The organism is Curtobacterium sp. PhB172 (genome assembly GCF_003752545.1).
Lineage (GTDB): Bacteria > Actinomycetota > Actinomycetes > Actinomycetales > Microbacteriaceae > Curtobacterium.
This window is the reverse complement of record NZ_RKIF01000005.1, coordinates 647,993-664,448: the sequence shown is the minus strand read 5'-3', so window position 1 is coordinate 664,448 and position 16,456 is coordinate 647,993. Positions and strand designations below refer to the sequence as shown.

General features: G+C 70.9%; 17 protein-coding genes. 6 read left to right on the top strand and 11 right to left on the bottom strand.

The genetic code is table 11. The annotated features are described in order from the left end of the window. Nucleotides 1–77: 77 nt before the first annotated feature. From EDF42_RS04225 to EDF42_RS04215, 3 genes are read right to left on the bottom strand one after another with little or no spacing between them, the layout of a single operon-like run. Nucleotides 78–584, bottom strand: coding sequence for a cupin domain-containing protein (locus tag EDF42_RS04225; RefSeq protein ID WP_260213516.1), 507 nt, complete (start codon nucleotides 582–584; stop codon nucleotides 78–80). Next, nucleotides 581–2,017, bottom strand: coding sequence for an amidohydrolase family protein (locus EDF42_RS04220; protein ID WP_395865080.1), 1,437 nt, complete (start codon nucleotides 2,015–2,017; stop codon nucleotides 581–583). The genes EDF42_RS04225 and EDF42_RS04220 overlap by 4 nt, the downstream gene beginning before the upstream one ends. Continuing rightward, nucleotides 2,014–3,702 carry an adenosylhomocysteinase gene (locus EDF42_RS04215; protein WP_185040753.1) on the bottom strand — a complete coding sequence of 563 codons (1,689 nt, stop codon included), beginning with the start codon at nucleotides 3,700–3,702 and terminating at the stop codon, nucleotides 2,014–2,016. Before EDF42_RS04215 ends, EDF42_RS04220 begins: the two co-directional genes overlap by 4 nt. A gap of 49 nt (nucleotides 3,703–3,751) precedes the next feature. Between EDF42_RS04215 and EDF42_RS04210 the strand changes: the two genes are divergently transcribed. From EDF42_RS04210 to EDF42_RS04185, 6 genes are all read left to right on the top strand, one after another. Continuing rightward, nucleotides 3,752–4,027, top strand: coding sequence for a glutaredoxin domain-containing protein (locus EDF42_RS04210; RefSeq protein WP_123340820.1), 276 nt, complete (start codon nucleotides 3,752–3,754; stop codon nucleotides 4,025–4,027). 425 nt (nucleotides 4,028–4,452) lie between these two features. After that, nucleotides 4,453–5,292, top strand: coding sequence for an amidohydrolase (locus tag EDF42_RS04205; protein WP_221180495.1), 840 nt, complete (start codon nucleotides 4,453–4,455; stop codon nucleotides 5,290–5,292). 42 nt (nucleotides 5,293–5,334) lie between these two features. After that, a complete protein-coding gene (locus EDF42_RS04200) occupies nucleotides 5,335–6,204 on the top strand; it encodes a fumarylacetoacetate hydrolase family protein (RefSeq protein ID WP_123671531.1) in 870 nt (289 codons plus the stop codon). After that, nucleotides 6,204–7,028 (top strand): SDR family NAD(P)-dependent oxidoreductase, encoded by an 825-nt coding sequence (locus EDF42_RS04195; RefSeq protein WP_123671530.1) that lies wholly within the window; start codon nucleotides 6,204–6,206, stop codon nucleotides 7,026–7,028. Before EDF42_RS04200 ends, EDF42_RS04195 begins: the two co-directional genes overlap by 1 nt. A gap of 87 nt (nucleotides 7,029–7,115) precedes the next feature. Beyond that, the gene (locus EDF42_RS04190) at nucleotides 7,116–7,793 is read left to right on the top strand and encodes a FadR/GntR family transcriptional regulator (protein ID WP_111086323.1); all 678 of its coding nucleotides are present in this window, start codon (nucleotides 7,116–7,118) and stop codon (nucleotides 7,791–7,793) included. A gap of 96 nt (nucleotides 7,794–7,889) precedes the next feature. Further along, on the top strand, nucleotides 7,890–8,168 hold the full coding sequence (locus tag EDF42_RS04185; RefSeq protein ID WP_123312075.1) for a GlsB/YeaQ/YmgE family stress response membrane protein: 279 nt from the start codon (nucleotides 7,890–7,892) through the stop codon (nucleotides 8,166–8,168). Nucleotides 8,169–8,259: 91 nt separating this feature from the next. On the opposite strand, the gene EDF42_RS04180 is transcribed toward EDF42_RS04185, so the two are convergent. From EDF42_RS04180 to EDF42_RS04145, 8 genes are all read right to left on the bottom strand, one after another. Beyond that, the gene (locus EDF42_RS04180; RefSeq protein ID WP_123671529.1) at nucleotides 8,260–9,210 is read right to left on the bottom strand and encodes an aldo/keto reductase; all 951 of its coding nucleotides are present in this window, start codon (nucleotides 9,208–9,210) and stop codon (nucleotides 8,260–8,262) included. Then, a complete protein-coding gene (locus EDF42_RS04175) occupies nucleotides 9,207–9,527 on the bottom strand; it encodes an L-rhamnose mutarotase (protein WP_123671528.1) in 321 nt (106 codons plus the stop codon). Before EDF42_RS04175 ends, EDF42_RS04180 begins: the two co-directional genes overlap by 4 nt. After that, nucleotides 9,527–10,852, bottom strand: coding sequence for an alpha-L-fucosidase (locus EDF42_RS04170; RefSeq protein WP_111086327.1), 1,326 nt, complete (start codon nucleotides 10,850–10,852; stop codon nucleotides 9,527–9,529). Before EDF42_RS04170 ends, EDF42_RS04175 begins: the two co-directional genes overlap by 1 nt. A gap of 34 nt (nucleotides 10,853–10,886) precedes the next feature. Next, nucleotides 10,887–11,804: a carbohydrate ABC transporter permease gene (locus EDF42_RS04165; protein WP_111086328.1), complete on the bottom strand. Its 918-nt coding sequence runs from the start codon at nucleotides 11,802–11,804 to the stop codon at nucleotides 10,887–10,889. Next, complete coding sequence (locus EDF42_RS04160; RefSeq protein WP_123671527.1) at nucleotides 11,797–12,774, bottom strand: carbohydrate ABC transporter permease; 978 nt, start codon at nucleotides 12,772–12,774, stop codon at nucleotides 11,797–11,799. Before EDF42_RS04160 ends, EDF42_RS04165 begins: the two co-directional genes overlap by 8 nt. A gap of 107 nt (nucleotides 12,775–12,881) precedes the next feature. Then, the gene (locus tag EDF42_RS04155; RefSeq protein WP_260213517.1) at nucleotides 12,882–14,120 is read right to left on the bottom strand and encodes a sugar ABC transporter substrate-binding protein; all 1,239 of its coding nucleotides are present in this window, start codon (nucleotides 14,118–14,120) and stop codon (nucleotides 12,882–12,884) included. A 59-nt stretch (nucleotides 14,121–14,179) separates the two neighbouring features. Next, nucleotides 14,180–15,517 (bottom strand): enolase C-terminal domain-like protein, encoded by a 1,338-nt coding sequence (locus EDF42_RS04150; protein ID WP_123671526.1) that lies wholly within the window; start codon nucleotides 15,515–15,517, stop codon nucleotides 14,180–14,182. A gap of 320 nt (nucleotides 15,518–15,837) precedes the next feature. Then, nucleotides 15,838–16,422 (bottom strand): TetR/AcrR family transcriptional regulator, encoded by a 585-nt coding sequence (locus EDF42_RS04145; protein WP_123671525.1) that lies wholly within the window; start codon nucleotides 16,420–16,422, stop codon nucleotides 15,838–15,840. Nucleotides 16,423–16,456: the final 34 nt, after the last annotated feature.

Below are 16,456 nucleotides of genomic sequence, written 5' to 3'. Positions count from 1 at the left end.
GGCCTTCGTGCGAGGGGGTGGGGGCAGGTCGAAGTGTACTTCGCGGTGGGATACCAACGCGAAACGGTGTCGCGGTACTACTCGGCCTCGTCGGCCATCGTGAAGTCCTCGAACGAGAAGCCCGGCGACACCAGGCAGCTCAGCAGCACCTCACCGTCGTTCGGGATCGTCCGCTGCCACACGCCACCGCGCACGAACGCCTGCGCGTCGTTCACCCGGTCGCGACCGGCGTCGGGCCCGAGGGTGATCCGCGCGCCGGGCTCGGGAACATCACCGGAGCCGCCGAGTTCGAGCTCGACGGTGTCCGGACCGTGCCACATCCAGATCTCGTCGCTCGTCACCCGGTGCCAGGCCGAGGCCTCGCCCGGGGGCAGCAGGAAGTGGATCAGGGTCGCGGCGGGGCGGTCCCCCGCGGGCGTCGTCACCGTGGCCGGCGAGGTCCAGGTGCGGACGTACCAACCGCCCTCGGGGTGCGGTTCCATGCCGAGGGCGATGGCACGCTTCGGCACGTCGAGCCACTCGATCAGTTCGCCGTCGACGGTGCGACGGGCGGCCATGCCGGGGCGGGGTGCGGTCTCGGTCATGGTTCCTCCACAGGGATGACAGGGCGAGCGGGGCGGTCGGGCGACGACGTGGGCACGCCGGTCAGTGTTCCGTCGACGGCGCGGACGACCCCGCGGATGACGGTGGCGGACGCACGCCCGGCACCGTCCTCGACGAGCTCGGCGAGTGCGTCGGGCACGGTCCGGGCGTCGACGTCGAAGACGGCCAGGTCGGCGCGGGCGCCCACGGCGAGGTGGCCGATGCGGTCCGGGCCGACGGCGAGTCCCATGGCGTGCGCACCACCGAGGGTCGCCGCCGACAGGAGCCGCTCGTGCAGGTCGCGGTGGCCGTACCCCTGGGCACGGGCGATCCGGTGCAACGCCGTGACGTCGGCCATCAGGTCGAGGGACGGTGACGACGACAGCGAGTCGGTGCCGATGGCGATCGGGCTGCCCTCGCGCAGGTAGTCGGCGACCGGTGGCGGATCGAGTCCGATGACGGCGTTCGACCGCGGGCACAGTGCGACTGCGGTGCCGCGAGCACGCAGGAGCGCCCGGTCGGCAGCGGTCATGTAGACGCCGTGCGCGATGTGGCAGTCCGGGCCGAGCACCCCGAGCCGGTCGACGAACGCGGTGGCGCTCGCCCCGAACCCGAGTGCCCGGAGCGCCCGGAACGAGGGCACGTTCGCCAGGTGCCAGTCGTTGCCGTGGCCGACGCCGTCGACGCCGTCGAGTCCGGGGACCGGTCCGAGGGCGATGCGCTCACCTTCGAAGGCGGCCTCGCCGAGGTGCAGGTGCAGCCGGAGCCCCCGCTGCCGGACGATGTCGGGGAGTTCGAGGAGGGGCGCGACCTCGAGCGAGTAGGGCGCGTGCGGCGAGAGGCCGGCTCCGGGGGTGGTCGGGATCCGGGCGAGTTCGTCGAGCACCTGGTCGCGGCCGTGCGACTGCCAGGCGTCGTTCTCCCAGTCCATGACCTCCCAGTAGGCGATGCCGCCGAGCCCGGCATCCTCGAGCGCGGTGGACGCCTCGATGTCGGTGACGATGTCCGCGATGCTCGTCACGCCCGCGCGGATCGAGGCGGCGGCACCAGCGGCTGCTTCGGCCCGCCAGTCGTGCGGTTCGGCGTAGTCCTGGTTGAACGCGGACGCCCAGTCCTCGAAACCGTCGTACTGGCCTCGGCCGACACTGGCCATGCCGGTGTACTGCAGGTGCGAGTGCGCGTTGACGAGGCCCGGCAGGAGAGCTCCGCGCCACTGCCGTTCGGTGAACGTCGCACCCGAGCTGGCGAGCTGGTCGACGACCCAGGACCGGTCGCCGACGTGCAGGATGCGGCCGTCCTGCACGGCGACGGCGCCGTCGGCGATCGGGGGCGCGGTCATCGGCACGACGACGCGCGCCGAGTGCACGACGACGGAGTGGTCGGCACGCGGGTGCGCGGCGGTCGGGCGCGCGGTACTCGGGCGCGACTCGCTCATGCGGGGTCTCCGAAACGGCGAGTCCGGACGTCCGGCTCGCGGTCCGCCGGGTGTTCGGCATGGCGGACGGGAGGAACGGGGCGCGCTCCGAACGCGGCGAGCGCCGCGCGGGCGGTTGCGTCGTCGACCGCGGGATCGATGGGCACGACGGCTCGCTCCAGTTCGTCGCCGCGCTCCAGCAGCATGCGGACGGCCCCGAGCTGCGCGGCGAAGGACAGGTCCATGATCTCGATCGGGTTGCCCTCGGCCGCCGTGATGTTGATGCAGCCGCCGCGGTCGAGCACGATCGGTCCGCCCTCGGCGTCGGGGAACACGAGGCGCTCGGCCTTCGGACCCACTGGCCGCAGTCCGGCTCCGGCGGCGCGGGCGTCGTCGAGCGCGACCTCGTGGTCGACCCCACCCGCGACGGCGACGACGGCCCCGTCCGCGCACGAGCGAAGCACCCGCAGGTCGATGGTGTCGGCGACCCCGGTGGCGCTCACCACGAGGTCGGCGTCCTGCACGGCCTCGGCGAGCGGCGCGACGGCGTGGCCGGCGAACAGCGCCTGCAGGGCGCGCACCGGGTCGGTCTCGGCGACCGTGACCCGGAAACCGAGGGCGGCGAGCACCAACGCGACCCCCTCGCCGACGTGCCCGAACCCGGCGACGACCGCCGCGCCTCCCGAGATCGCTCGGTGCGTACCGGACGGGAGCCCGTCGACCAGGTCGAGCACGGCGAACACCGTCGACTGCCCGGTGCCGTACCGGTTGTCGAAGAACGTCTTCGTGCGGGCGTCGTTGACGGCGACCACCGGGATGCCGAGCTCGCCCCGCGACGCCATCACGCGCAGGGGCCGGAGGCCGCTCGTGGTCTCCTCGGCCGCGCCGAGCATCGTCGGCAGCAGGTCCGGACGCTCCTGGTGGGCGAGCCGGATGACGTGGGAACCGTCGTCGAGCAGGATGTGCGGCCGGGTGTCGAGCATCGCGAGGGCGAGCACCTTCTGCTCCGGCAGCGAGGCCGTGCTGCTCGCGTGCACCGTGAGCCCCGCTGCCCGGAGCGACGCGGCCACGGCGTCGTCGGTCTCGTCGGCGTGCGCGTAGACGACGACCTCGGCACCAGCGTCGCGGAGGAGCAGGCTCAGCACCGCCGTCTTCGGCTCGAGGAACATCGCGACGCCGATGCGGGTGCCGCGGAGCAGTCCGCCGTCGCGGAGTTCGGCGGCCACCGCGCGCGAGACGGGCATCGAGCGTCGCGCCCAGCGCAGGCGGGCGTCGGCGGCCGGGTCGTCCTCGGGGTCGCGGCCGGTGGAGACGAGGAAGACGTCGTCGGAGAGCATCGGGACGCCGAGCACGCCGGGGCGGGCGGTGACGACGGGGCCGAAGGCGTCCTCGTCGACCGCGGGCAGGTGCCGGCCGGCGTCGATCACGATGAGCGTGGCGCCGCGGGGGCGGTCCGCCTCGCGCTCGATGACGGGGGTGGAGTCGTCGGGGGAACCGAGGCACCAGAGCTGGTCGATCGGCTCGTGTTCCGCGGCCGGACGAGCACCGAGTCCGGTGAGCAGGCCGTGCAGTGCCGCGGCGTCGCGGGGGTCGCCACCGACGATGCGGAACCGGCGGGCTGCGACGAGCAGGTTCGTGACCGCGGCGAAGCGTCGGACTGCTGCCGACGCCCAGGATCGCGTCTCTGGGTCGGGTCCTGGCGGCATGCCCCAATCGTAGGGAATGCGCGGGGGTCCGCCGACGTACTCTCTGGGCATGAGCGATGCATCCACGACCGAAGTGTTCGACAAGGTGACGATGTTCGGTGCGGACTGGTGCCGCGACTGCCGCCGGTCCAAGGCGCTGCTCGACACCCTCGGCGTCGACTACGAGTACGTCGACGTCGAGCAGGACCTGTCGGCGGCCGACCGGGCCGAGGCGATCAGCGGCCGGAAGAACATCCCCGTCGTGGTGCTGCCGAACGGCAAGCACTTCGTCGAGCCGTCCGACGCCGAGCTGCGCGCCGAGCTCGAGGCCTCCGGCGCCGTCTGAGCCGCGGCCGGCTCGGCCGGCCGGCCGCTTCCGCGAAAGCGACAGTGTGCCGCCGAACATCGGCGGCACACTGTCGCGCTGGCGGCACCGACCGTGCGACGGGACGAGATCTGTCGCCTTCGCGGGATGCTCTGGGACCAACCCGGCCGGGAGGCGCGGTGCACGCCCGACCCGCAACGCGCCTCCCGGCCGTGGTCGTGTCCAGAGCCCACCTGTCGTGGTCGAGCGAGGGTGACGCTTTCGCGAAAGCGACAGTGTGCCGCCGAACATCGGCGGCAGACTGTCGCACTGGCGGACCGGACCGGCAGATGACTGCAACTTCTGTCGCTTTCGCACCAAGCACCAAGCACCAAGCACCACGCACCAAGCACCAAGCACCACGACGCACCCGGGCGGACATCGGATGAATCGGGCATCATGAGGGCGTGATCATCGACGCTCACCACCACCTCTGGGACCCCGCCGACCGGCCGTACCCCTGGATGGACGACTCCGTCGCCCCGATCCGCCGCCGGTTCGACGTGGACGACCTCCGCGCAGCGACGCAGGACACCGGCGTGACACGGACCATCGTGGTGCAGGCCGTGCACGATCCGGGCGAGACCGTCTGGCTCCTCGAGCAGCCCGCCCCCGTCGCCGGCGTCGTCGGTTGGGTGGACCTGACCGCGCCGGACGTGGCTGACCGGATTACCGCCGTCCGTGCGCTCCCCGGCGGTGATCGCCTGGTCGGCATCCGGCACCTGGCACAGGATGAACCGGACCCCGGCTGGCTCGGCCGCCCCGACGTCGCCCGCGGGGTGCGAGCCCTCGCCGGTGCCGGCCTGGTGTTCGACTTGCTCGTCCGCGCCCGAGAGCACTCGGCCGGGCTGGCCCTGGTCGACGCCGTCCCCGACGCATCGTTCGTGCTGGACCACGCCGGCAAACCTTCGATCGACACGGGTGACCCGGCCTGGCTCGGACGGATGGCCGACTTCGCTGCACGCCCGAACGTCACGTGCAAGGTCTCCGGCCTGTTCACCGAGGCCGGCCCCGACTGGCGCGACCGCCCGGTCGACCGGTACGTCCGCGAGGTCGTGGAGCAGTTCGGTCCCGAGCGGTCGCTGTTCGGCTCGGACTGGCCGGTGTCGACCCTGGCGACCGGGTACGCCGAGGTCGTGCGGCGGACGGCGGACGCACTCGCCGACCTGTCGACGACCGAGCGCGACGCCGTCTTCGGCGGTACCGCGGAGCGCATCTACCTTGTCCCGAGGACCACGCAGACATAGGATGTTTCTGGCTGCACTGGCGCAGCCGGAGAGCGAGGAACGATGCAGTTCGCACGACTCGGCCCGGCGGGGAGCGAGATCCCCGTGGCCATCGACACCGACGGCGAGGTCTTCGACCTCCGCTCGATCACCAGTGACATCAGCGGGGCCTTCCTCGCCTCGGACCCGGTCGGTCGCGTCGACCACGCGCGCAGCGCCGGCGACCTGACGATCATCGGCCGGGACCGGGCCGACGGCATGCGGCGCGGAGCGCCGATCGCACGCCCGGGCAAGGTCGTCTGCATCGGCCTGAACTACCGCGACCACGCCGCCGAGACCGGCGCCGACATCCCCACCGAACCGATCGTGTTCATGAAGGACCCGATGACGGTGATCGGCCCCGACGACGAGGTCCTGATCCCCCGGAACAGCACGAAGACCGACTGGGAGATCGAGCTCGCGATCGTCATCGGCCGCACGGCTCGGTACTGCGAGACCGACGCGGACGCCGAGGCCTCCATCGCCGGCTACGCGATCGCGAACGACGTGTCCGAGCGCGAGTTCCAACTCGAGCGCGGCGGGCAGTGGGACAAGGGGAAGTCCTGCGAGACCTTCAACCCGCTCGGGCCGTGGCTGGTGACACCCGGGTCGCTCGCCGCCGCCGGCCTCGACCCCGCGGCACTCGCGCTCCGACTGACCGTCAACGGCGAGGTCCGGCAGGACGGCACCACCGCCGACATGATCTTCCGTCCTGTGGAGATCGTCCGGTACCTGTCGCAGTTCATGGTGCTGTACCCCGGCGACGTCATCAGCACGGGGACACCGGCGGGCGTCGCGCTGGCCGGACACGCGCCCTACCTGCAGCCCGGCGACGTCGTCGAGCTCACCGCCGACGGGCTCGGCTCACAGCGCCAGACGGTCGGAGCAGCCTGATGGCGGACGCAACCGGCGGCACCGGCGGCACCGGCAGCAGCGGCACCGGCGGCACCGGCACCGGCCGCACCGGCAGCGCCGGCAGCCACGACGGCGTCCGGGCCATCGTCACCGGGGGCGCGTCCGGCATCGGCGCGGCGATCGCCGCCGCCCTGCAGGATCGCGGCGCCACGGTCGCCGTGCTCGACCTGCAGCCGTCGACCGTCGATGGGTTCCTCTCGGTCACGTGCGACGTCAGCGACGACGACTCGGTCCGCGCCGCCGTCGCCACCGCCGTCGAGCAGCTCGGCGGCCTCGACGTCCTGGTCAACAACGCCGGCATCGGCGCACAGGGCACGGTCGAGGACAACGACGACGACGAATGGCGCCGCGTGTACGAGGTCAACGTCCTCGGCGCCGTCCGGCTGTCGCGCGCTGCGCTCCCCCACCTGCGGGCATCGGGCAACGCGAGCATCGTGAACACCTGCTCGATCGCCGCCACCGCCGGGCTGCCCCAGCGGGCGCTCTACTCGGCGACCAAGGGTGCGATCGCCGCCCTCACCCGCGCGATGGCCGCCGACCACATCCGCGAGGGCATCCGCGTCAACGCCGTCAACCCCGGCACGGCGGACACCCCGTGGGTCGCGCGGTTGCTGTCCACCGCGGGCGACCCGGCCGCCGAGCGCGCTGCCCTCGAGGCCCGGCAGCCGCACGGTCGGCTCGTGCAGGCGGAGGAGGTCGCCGAGGCGGTCGCCTACCTGACGAGCCCGCTCGCCCGGTCCACGACGGGCGTCGACCTGGCCGTCGACGGCGGGATGCAGGCCCTCCGGCTGCGGCCCGCCTGATGGTCCGGCCGTGACGACCGGGAGGCCCGGCTATCGTCGACCTGTCGGCTCGCGTCCGCGAGCGGGCCGGGATCAGGAGGTGGTGACGTGGCGTCACTGACCGACGATGCGATCGCACGCATCCAGCAGATGATCGTGAGCGGTGAGCTCCAACCCGGGCAGCGCCTCCCGCCCGAGAAGGAACTGAGCGAGTCGCTCGGCCTGTCCCGGAACAGCCTGCGCGAGGCGGTGAAGGCCCTCGAGCTCATCCGCGTGCTCGACGTCCGTCGTGGCGACGGCACCTACGTGACGTCGCTGGAACCGGGCGTCCTGCTCGAGGCCGTGTCGTTCGTCGTCGACATGCACCACGACCGGTCCCTCGTCGACCTGCTCGAGGTCCGCCGCATCCTCGAGCCCGCGTCCGCCGTCCTGGCGACCGCGCGGGCCTCGGAGCAGCAGATCGACGAGCTCGCCACGCTGATGCAGTCCGTCGGCGAGGACACCGGTGTCGAGGACCTCGTCGCGCACGACCTGCTGTTCCACTCGACGATCGCGGGCATCGGCGGCAACCAGTACCTGTCCGGGCTGCTCGACGCCCTGTCGAGCAAGACCGTGCGGGTGCGGGTCTGGCGAGGGCTGACGCAGAACGGCTCGGTGCAGCGCACCCTCGACGAGCACGCTGCCATCGTGGACGCCATCCGACGCCGGGATCCGCAGCTCGTGCAGGCGCTCGTGGTGTCGCACGTCGAGGGCGTCGAGCGCTGGTTGCGGCGTTCCCTCGACTGAAACCGAGAACGCGTGCAGCCGGGTGGGTGTTGTGTCGGTCGTCGGCCCTGACTCCGGCAACCATGCCGCGGCAACCGCACCCACGAGGAGGAAACCGTGCTCGGTCTCATCATCAGCTTGATCATCGTCGGACTCATCGCCGGCGCCATCGCCCGGCTCGTCGTCCCCGGCAAGCAGAACATCTCGATCCCCATGACCATCCTGCTGGGCATCATCGGCTCGTTCGTGGGCGGGTTCCTCGGGTTCCTGATCTTCCAGCACGACCCGATGGACGGCTTCTTCCAGCCGGCCGGCATCATCGGTTCGATCATCGGCGCCATCATCGTGCTGATCATCTACATCCGCTTCTCGGGTCGCAGCGCCAAGACCCGCTAGGCAGGTCTCGGCGAGCACGACTCGCTGCACAACCAAAGTCACCCCGAACCGCGCATCCGTGCGGTTCGGGGTGATCTTGGTTGTGCGGGGCTCAGGCGGTGAGCAGGCCCGCGGCGCGGAGGTCGTCCCACAGAGCCTCCGGCACCACGGCCGCCGCCCGCTCGACGTTCGAGCGCACCTGCTCGGCGGACTGCGCGCCGAGGGCGATCGCGGCCACCGCAGCCGCACGCCGCGGGAACGCCAGCGCCGCCTCGGGCAGCGTGACCCCGTGCCGCTCGCAGACGTCGGCGATCGCGTTCGCCCGCGCGACGAGTGCCGCCGGTGCCGTGGCGTAGTCGTACGTCGCCGTGGCGTCCGGCCGGTCCCGCCCGAGCAGTCCCGAGTTGTAGACCCCGACCGCGACGACCGCGACGCCGAGCGAGGCGCACCGGGCGACGAGCTCCGCCGCCGGCTGCTCCAGGAGCGTGTACCGCCCCGCGAGCATGACCACGTCGCACAGCCCGGTGGACACCGCTGCGTCGAGGGCCTCGACCGAGTTCGACCCGACGCCGACGGCACGGACCACGCCCTCGTCCCGCAGCTCGGCGAGCGTCGGCAACGCCTGCGTCAGGCCGTCCTCGAGCGAGTACACGTCGGGGTCGTGCAGGTACGCGACGTCGACGTGGTCGAGTCCGAGCCGCCCGAGCGACTCGTCCAACGACCTCCGAACACCCGACGGTGAGGGGTCCCACTGCCGCACGGTGTCGTTCGGCACCGCGAACCCGCCGGAGGCCAGGTCGTCCCCGTCGCCACGCCCGGGGACGAGCACGCGCCCGACCTTCGTCGACACCAGGAACGAGTCGCGGGGACGGTCGGCGAGCGCCACCCCGAGCCGCCGCTCCGACAGCCCGAGGCCGTAGTGCGGCGCGGTGTCGAACCCGCGCACGCCGGCATCCCACGCCGCGTCGACCGTGGCACGGGCGTCGTCGTCGGACACCGGGCGTAGCAGGTTGCCGATGCCGGCACCGCCGAACCAGAACGGACCGCGGTCGAGGTCGGTCATCCCTGTCCTTCCAGGGTCCAGACGAGCGGGATCCCGTCGTCGTTCCCCGAGTAGTCGTCGTCGGCTTCGAGCAGCGGGTTGATGGTCTCCTGCCACTCGGCGTTGACCGGGTCGTCCGCCAGTGAGCGTCGCATCGCCCGGTAGTCGGACACCTCGATGAGGTGGACCAGGTCCTGGCCGTCGCGCCAGATGCTCCAGTTCGACACCCCGGCTGCCCGGAGTCGGTCGACGAGCGCGGGCGGGACGGCGGCGTGCACGCGCTCGTACGCGGCCTCGTTCCCCGCCCGCAGTCGGGTCCTCGACAGGATGCGCTGCATCAGTCGCGCAGGAACAGTTCGACCACCGGCACGGCGACGTCGGGTCGCACGATCGGCAGCGTGAGCGTCAGCGTCCCCGCCGGCTGCCCGCCGAGCCCGGTGTTCTGCGCGCGGGTCCCCGGCGGGATCTCGCGGAAGTGCAGCTCCGACGCGTCGTTGAGCAGCTGGGCGTAGGCGACTCGGCCGGCCAGGTCGGGCAGGTGCACGTGCTCGAACGGCCACGCGAACAGGTGCAGGTACAGGCGGTTGCCGTTCTGCGTGTAGACGGTGTTGCGCGGCGCGACGAACGACGACGGTCCGGCGCCGTAGACGGACCGGGCGTGCTGGTGCATCCACGTCCCGATCCCGTCGAGGGTCTGGCGGGAGACCCCGTCGAACTCGCCACGGCCGGTGGGGCCGATGTTGAGCAGCATGTTCCCGTTGTTCGAGACGCCGTCGACGAGCATGCGGACGAGCAGGTCGACGGGCTTGAGGTTCACGTTGTCGCGGTCGTAGCCCCACGATCCGTTGAGCGTCTGGCAGGCCTCCCACGGCACCTGGGCGCCGTCGACCTCCATCGGCTTGTCCGGCTGGTACTGCTCCGGGGTGACGATGTCGCCCGGCAGGTCGAGCCGGTCGTTGACGATGATGCCGGGCTGGAGCCGCCTGGTCAGTTCGAGCAGCTCCGAGGATCCCCAGTCGTCGCGACCCTTGCCGCCCCAGATGTCCTCGTGGTCGTTGTCCCGGTACGAGAAGTCGTAGAACAGGTAGTCGACCTGCCCGTAGTCGGTGAGCAGCTCCTCGACCTGCCCGTGCAGGTACTCCCGGTAGCGCGACATGTCGCGGCCCTGGTTGAACGCCTCGATCTCCTCGGGCGAGTCGTCGCGCCTCGGGTGCACGCCGTCGACGGTGAAGTCCGGGTGGTGCCAGTCGATGAGCGAGTGGTAGAAGCCGACCCGCAGTCCCTCGGCCCGGACGGCGTCGACGAACTCGCGCACGATGTCGCGGCCGAACGGGGTGTTCGTGGACTTGTAGTCGGTGAGCTTGCTGTCCCAGAGGCAGAAGCCCTCGTGGTGCTTCGTGGTGAGCACGACGTACTTCATGCCGGCTTCGCGAGCACGGCGGGCCCAGTCGGCGGCGTCGAACAGGTCGGGGTCGAAGTGGTCGAAGTACTTCTGGTAGTCGGCGTCGGTGATCCGTTCGCGGTTCTTCACCCACTCGTGCCGTGCCGGCAGGGCGTACAGCCCCCAGTGGATGAACATGCCGAACCGGTCGTGGGTGAACCAGGCGGGCAGGCCGCTCGCGTCGGTCGCGGTCTGCGGCTCTGCAGGTGCGGTGATGGTCATGAGGCCAGTGTTCCTTTCAGAGGGGGGAGGGGTGTCACCGGCCGCCGAGGCCGCTGGTGACGATGCCCTTGACGAGGTGCTTCTGCAGCAGGACGAGCAGGATCACGGTGGGCAGCATCGAGATCACCGATGCCGCCATCACGAGGTTCCACTCGGAGCCCTGCTGGCCGAAGAACTGCTGCAGGCCGAGCGGGATGGTGCCCCGGGCCTCGACGTCGTTGACGATGACGAGCGGCCAGAGGAACGAGTTCCAGTACGAGATGAACGAGAACACCGCGAGGACGGCCATGGTCGGTCGGGCGAGCGGCATCATCACCGAGAAGAAGGTCCGGATCGCGCCAGCCCCGTCGACCCGGGCGGCGTCGTCGAGTTCCTGCGGCACGGTCAGGAAGAACTGCCGGACCAGGAACGCGCCGAGGGCCGTGAACGCCCACGGGATGATGAGTGCCTGGAACGTGTCGACCCAGCCGAAGCCCTGCATCATCACGTACATCGGGATGACGAGGACGTCCTGCGGGATCATCAGCGTGACGAGGAACAGCAGGAACACCGTGTTCCGGCCGCGCCAGCGCAACCGTGAGAACGCGTACCCGGAGAGCACGGCCACGGCGACGTTGATCGCCGTCCCGACCGCCGCGACGAACACGCCGTTGAGGATGAAGCGGGCGAACGGCAGGTAGGTGAACGCCTGCACGTAGTTGTCCCACTCGAGCGAGCGACCCCAGAGCGTCGGCGGGGTGGTGAACACCTGGTCGGCGGGCTTGAGGCTCGTCGCGACCATGTAGATGAGCGGCGAGACGAACAGGAGCGTGACGAGGCAGAGCAGGGCGTACCCGATCGCGTGCCGGACCCGCCCCGGTCGTGGCGCGGACTTCGTCCTGGCGACGGCACGCGGGTTGACCGTCCGGTTCGACGTGGTGGCAGCGACGTGCCCGCGGACCGCTTCACTCATAGTGCACCCACCGCTTCTGCCCGAGGAACTGGACGGCCGTGATCCCGAGGATGATGACGAACAGCACCCAGGCACCGGCCGAGGCCAGACCGAGCTGCTGGTTCTGGAAGCCGGTGTTGTAGATGTACTGCACGAGGGTCTCCGTCGCGGTGCCCGGCCCGCCCTTGGTGAGGACGAACGGCTGCACGAACACCTGGAACGAGGTGATCAGCGTCATCATCGTCGCGAAGAACACCGACGGCGAGATGAGCGGGAACTTGATGGCCCAGAAGGTCTGCCAGGCGTTCGCGCCGTCGAGCTGCGACGCCTCGATCTGGTTCTCCGGCACGGCGTCGAGCGCCGCCGAGAAGATCAGCATGTTGTAGCCGAAGCCCTGCCAGACGCTCATCGCGACGATGGCGAGCATCGCCCAGTGCTCGTCGGCGAGGAAGTTCGGCGCGTGCACGCCCACGGTGGACTGCAGTGACGCGTCGATCGCTCCCCCGGGCTGGTACAGCATCCGCCAGACCACGACGTTCGCGACGATCGGCGTGATGGTCGGGATGAAGAACAGGACGCGGAAGACGTGCCTGCCGGCGATCCGCGGTGTCAGCCAGGCGGCGAGCCCGAGCGACACGACCAGGTTGAGCGGCACGTAGAGGACCACGAACAGCGCCGTGTTGAGGGCGACGGTGCGGAAGACCGGGTCGGCGAAGAGTCGGGTGTAGTTCTCGATGCCGGCCCAGCTGCGCTCGCCGAGCATGGGCCAGTTCATGAAGCTGACGACGAGTGAGGCGATGATCGGGAACGCCGTGAAGACGACGAGTCCGATCGAGTGCGGTGCCGCGAACGCGGCACCCCACCAGGAGCGGCGCCCGAGTGCGCTCGTGTCCTCGCCGTCCTTCCGCCGCGGGGTGGCGGCTCCGACCGCGACCGCGGTCGCGACCGCGGGGACGGCCGCTTCGGCCGGTGGGTCCTGGATGGTGGTCATGCGACGACCTCCTCGTCGTTCGCGCGGTCCTGAACAGGGGATGGATCGGACGGGAGGCCCGTGGCGATGCTGCAACGGGCCTCCAGTCCGCTCACTGGTTCAGCTGGTCACTGCGTGCCGAGCTGGCCGGCGATGGAGGACATCGACTCCTTGCCGGAGGTCTGCCCGTTCACCGCCTGCAGCGCGTACTGCGTGAACAGCTGGGACAGCTGGTCGCTCTGCTTGTTCCCGAGCAGCGGCGAGGACTTCGCGAGTCCTGCCTTGAGCGCGGCCTCGGCGCCGTCGATGCCGGCGCTGGAGTACCACGCCGACTGGGCCGCGGTGCGGCCGGGGAAGGCTCGTCCCGCTTCGGCGAGCGAGGTCAGGACCTTCTCGCTGGTCATCGTCTGGACGGCCTTGAACGCCTGCTCCGGGTACTTGCACTGCTTCGAGACACCGAAGCCGGAGCCGGCGGCGAAGGTCGACGGACCGGACGTCCCCGCGGGGAGCGTCGTGACCCCGAGGTCGAACTTCACCTTGGCCTTCTGGCTGATGAGCGACCACGGACCGTCGGTGTACATCGCGACCTTGCCGGCGGCGAAGTCGTTGCCCGGCGTCGACGAGTCCGACGACGCCTGCGTCGCGTAGCCCTTCTTCACCAGTGTCGAGAGCCAGTCGAGGCCGTCCGCGAACTTCGCGTTGGACGCGTCGAGCTCGCCGTCGGACGTGATCACCCGGCCACCGTTGTAGCCGTAGACCAGGGACTCGAGGTTGAGGTCGCCCACCGTCGAACCGAACATGGTGACGCCCTTCGCCTTGAGCGCGGCGCCCGCCGCCTCGAAGTCGTCGACGGTCCATCCCGGCTTCGGCTCAGCCACGCCGGCCTTCGTGAAGACGTCCTTGTTGTAGAACATCATGATGGGCCCGGTGTCGTAGGGCAGGCCGTAGAGCTTCCCGTCGACCTTCATGCCGTCGAGCGCGGTGCTGTCGAACGCGGACAGGTCGGTGCCGTCCTGCTTCGCGAGGTCGTCGAGCGGCAGCAGCGACGACGTGTAGTTCGCGGTGCGGAGCGACTGCATGCTCACGACGCACTGGGCGCCGCCGGCACTCAACTGCGTGCTGAGCTTCGTGAAGTAGTTCTCGAACGGCGCGCCCTGGATCGTCAGGGTGATGTCGTCCTCGCTCTTCACGGTGTCGGCGACCTTCTGCCAGGCGGCCTTGTCCTCCTTCCCGGCGATCCACATGGACCAGGTCAGGGCGTCCTTCGACTGGCTTCCACCGGCACTGCTGCCGGAGGAACAGCCGGTGAGCACGAGGGCCGCGGCAGCTGCTGCCGCGAGCCCGGTGATGATGCGTCGTCGTTGCATCGGAGTCTCCACTTCGTCGTGGTGATGGGGTGTGTGGGGTGGATTGCTGGCTTGCTGGATCAGGCGACGCGGACCGCGTCGGGGACCGTCTCCGCGTCGACGACGGCCCAGGCCGGGCCGTCCGGGAACGCGTAGGCGTCGAGGGAGTCGGCGAGCATCTCGGTACCGGCTCCCGGAGCGGTCGGCGGCCAGTAGCGGCCGTCGTGGACGTCCACCGGGGTCACGAAGTGCTCGTGCAGGTGGTCGACGAACTCGATGCAGCGGGTGTCGAGGTCGCCGGTCAGCGCGACGGCGTCGAACATCGACAGGTGCTGCACCGCCTCGCACAGGCCGACCCCGCCGGCGTGCGGGCACACCCGGACGCCGTGCTTCGCGGCGAGCAGCAGGATCGCGAGGTTCTCGTTGACCCCCGCGACCCGGGTGGCATCGATCTGCAGCACGCTCATCGACCTGGCCTGGATGAGCTGCTTCGCGATCACCCGGTTGGCCATGTGCTCGCCGGTCGCGACCGGGATCGGGGCGATGCGCCGGGCGATCTCGGCGTGCCCGAGGACGTCGTCGGGGCTCGTGGGTTCCTCGACCCAGGCGAGGTCGAACGGGCGGAGCCGCTCGATCCAGGTGACGGCCTCGTCGACGTCCCACCGCTGGTTGGCGTCGACCGCGATCCGGATGTCCGGGCCGACCGTGGCGCGGGCGATGCCCATCCGGCGGACGTCCTCGTCGAGGTCGCCGCCGACCTTGAGCTTGATCTGCTCGAAGCCCTCGTCGACGGCCTCGCGGCAGAGTCGGGCGAGCTTCTCGTCGTCGTAGCCGAGCCAGCCCGGGGTCGTCGTGTACGCCGGGTAGCCCTGCGCTTCGAGCCGGGCCCGACGGGTCGCGCGGTGCGGTTCGGCAGCCCGGAACAGCTCGAGCGCCTCGTCCGGGGTGATCGCGTCGGTGAGGTACCGGAAGTCCACCAGTTCGACGAGTTCCTCGGGGCTCAGGTCCGCCAGCAGCGCCCACAGCGGCTGTCCCGCGCGCTTGGCTCGGAGGTCCCAGAGCGCGTTCACCACGGCGCCGATCGCCATGTGCATGACGCCTTTCTCCGGGCCGAGCCAGCGCAGCTGCGAGTCGTGGACCATCGCGCGCCAGGTGCCGCCCATGTCGGCGAGGACCGCTTCGGCGTCGACGCCGACCACGTGCCCGCGCAGGGCGGCGATCGCGGCTTCCTGCACCTCGTTGCCGCGGCCGATCGTGAACACGAAGCCCGTGCCGACGTGTCCGTCCAGGGCGTCGGTCGTGATCTCGACGTACGCGGCGGAGTAGTCGGGCGCGGGGTTCATGGCGTCGGATCCGTCGTGCTCCCGAGAGGTCGGGAAGCGGATGTCGCGCACGTGCAGACCGGTGATGCGGCTCATTCGTGTCTCCTGCCGTCCGGTCTCCGTCGACCGAACGAGGCCATCAAAACATCGGATGTCTCGCGCGTCAAGAGAACTCTTCGTCACGTTCTGGTCTCGAACGGGGCCGAGTCGTCGGATGGCTGCGCGGCTTGCGCTTGCGTGGCCGATCCGCGAAAGCGACAGATCCCCGCCAACTGTTCGCGGAGATCTGTCGCTTTCGCGGAACCGTCGACAGCGGTGCACGCGCATCTGTCGCTTCGGCGGGGGGCGACCGGACCACGGACGGGAGGCGCGGTGCGGGTCCGACCCGCGCCGCGCCTCCCGTCGGTGGTCGCGCCTCAGGCGGAGGCGAGTCGGCCCATCTCGGCCACCACGCCGCGGAGGCGGTCCGCCAGCTCGTCGCGCGAGCCGTCGGCGAAGCGGTGTGCCGACTCGATGAGCGCCGCCATGACGAGCGTCACCGCGGTCCGTGCGGAGTCCACGTCGGTGCGCTCGGCGGCGACCGTGAACACGGCGAGCCGGGCACGCGCCATCCACTGCAGCATCGCGGGCACCATCTCCGGTCGCGCCTGCACGAGTTCCTTCATGCGTCGGCGGTCCGCTGGCAGTGTCACCGTGCGGGCGACGAGGTCGCAGAGGTCCGACACGAGCGAGCCCTCCGCGGTCAGGAACGCCTGCCGTGCCGCCTCGGGCACCGAGCTCTCGGGGAGCCCGAGTGCCGCGTCACCCTTCGACGGGAAGTAGTTGAAGAAGGTGCGGGGTGAGACGCCGGCGTCGGCGCAGATCTCCTCGACCGTGACGCCGGCCAGACCCCGGTCGGAGACCAGGGCCAGCGCGGCCTGGTGGATCGCGTGCCGGGTCTGCTGCTTCTTGCGTTCCCGCAGGCCACTGTCGCCTGCCGGGTGCGATTCGATCGTGCTCACTGCTGCTCCTGGTGCGGGTCGGGGCCTCCCGTCT

Bases quoted from the DNA above. Each gene is read 5' to 3' on its own strand.
- EDF42_RS04225 (WP_260213516.1), bottom strand. From the start codon at position 584: ATGACCGAGACCGCACCCCGCCCCGGCATGGCCGCCCGTCGCACCGTC.
- EDF42_RS04220 (WP_395865080.1), bottom strand. From the start codon at position 2,017: ATGAGCGAGTCGCGCCCGAGTACCGCGCGCCCGACCGCCGCGCACCCG.
- EDF42_RS04215 (WP_185040753.1), bottom strand. From the start codon at position 3,702: ATGCCGCCAGGACCCGACCCAGAGACGCGATCCTGGGCGTCGGCAGCA.
- EDF42_RS04210 (WP_123340820.1), top strand. From the start codon at position 3,752: ATGAGCGATGCATCCACGACCGAAGTGTTCGACAAGGTGACGATGTTC.
- EDF42_RS04200 (WP_123671531.1), top strand. From the start codon at position 5,335: ATGCAGTTCGCACGACTCGGCCCGGCGGGGAGCGAGATCCCCGTGGCC.
- EDF42_RS04195 (WP_123671530.1), top strand. From the start codon at position 6,204: ATGGCGGACGCAACCGGCGGCACCGGCGGCACCGGCAGCAGCGGCACC.
- EDF42_RS04180 (WP_123671529.1), bottom strand. From the start codon at position 9,210: ATGACCGACCTCGACCGCGGTCCGTTCTGGTTCGGCGGTGCCGGCATC.
- EDF42_RS04175 (WP_123671528.1), bottom strand. From the start codon at position 9,527: ATGCAGCGCATCCTGTCGAGGACCCGACTGCGGGCGGGGAACGAGGCC.
- EDF42_RS04170 (WP_111086327.1), bottom strand. From the start codon at position 10,852: ATGACCATCACCGCACCTGCAGAGCCGCAGACCGCGACCGACGCGAGC.
- EDF42_RS04165 (WP_111086328.1), bottom strand. From the start codon at position 11,804: ATGAGTGAAGCGGTCCGCGGGCACGTCGCTGCCACCACGTCGAACCGG.
- EDF42_RS04160 (WP_123671527.1), bottom strand. From the start codon at position 12,774: ATGACCACCATCCAGGACCCACCGGCCGAAGCGGCCGTCCCCGCGGTC.
- EDF42_RS04155 (WP_260213517.1), bottom strand. From the start codon at position 14,120: ATGCAACGACGACGCATCATCACCGGGCTCGCGGCAGCAGCTGCCGCG.
- EDF42_RS04150 (WP_123671526.1), bottom strand. From the start codon at position 15,517: ATGAGCCGCATCACCGGTCTGCACGTGCGCGACATCCGCTTCCCGACC.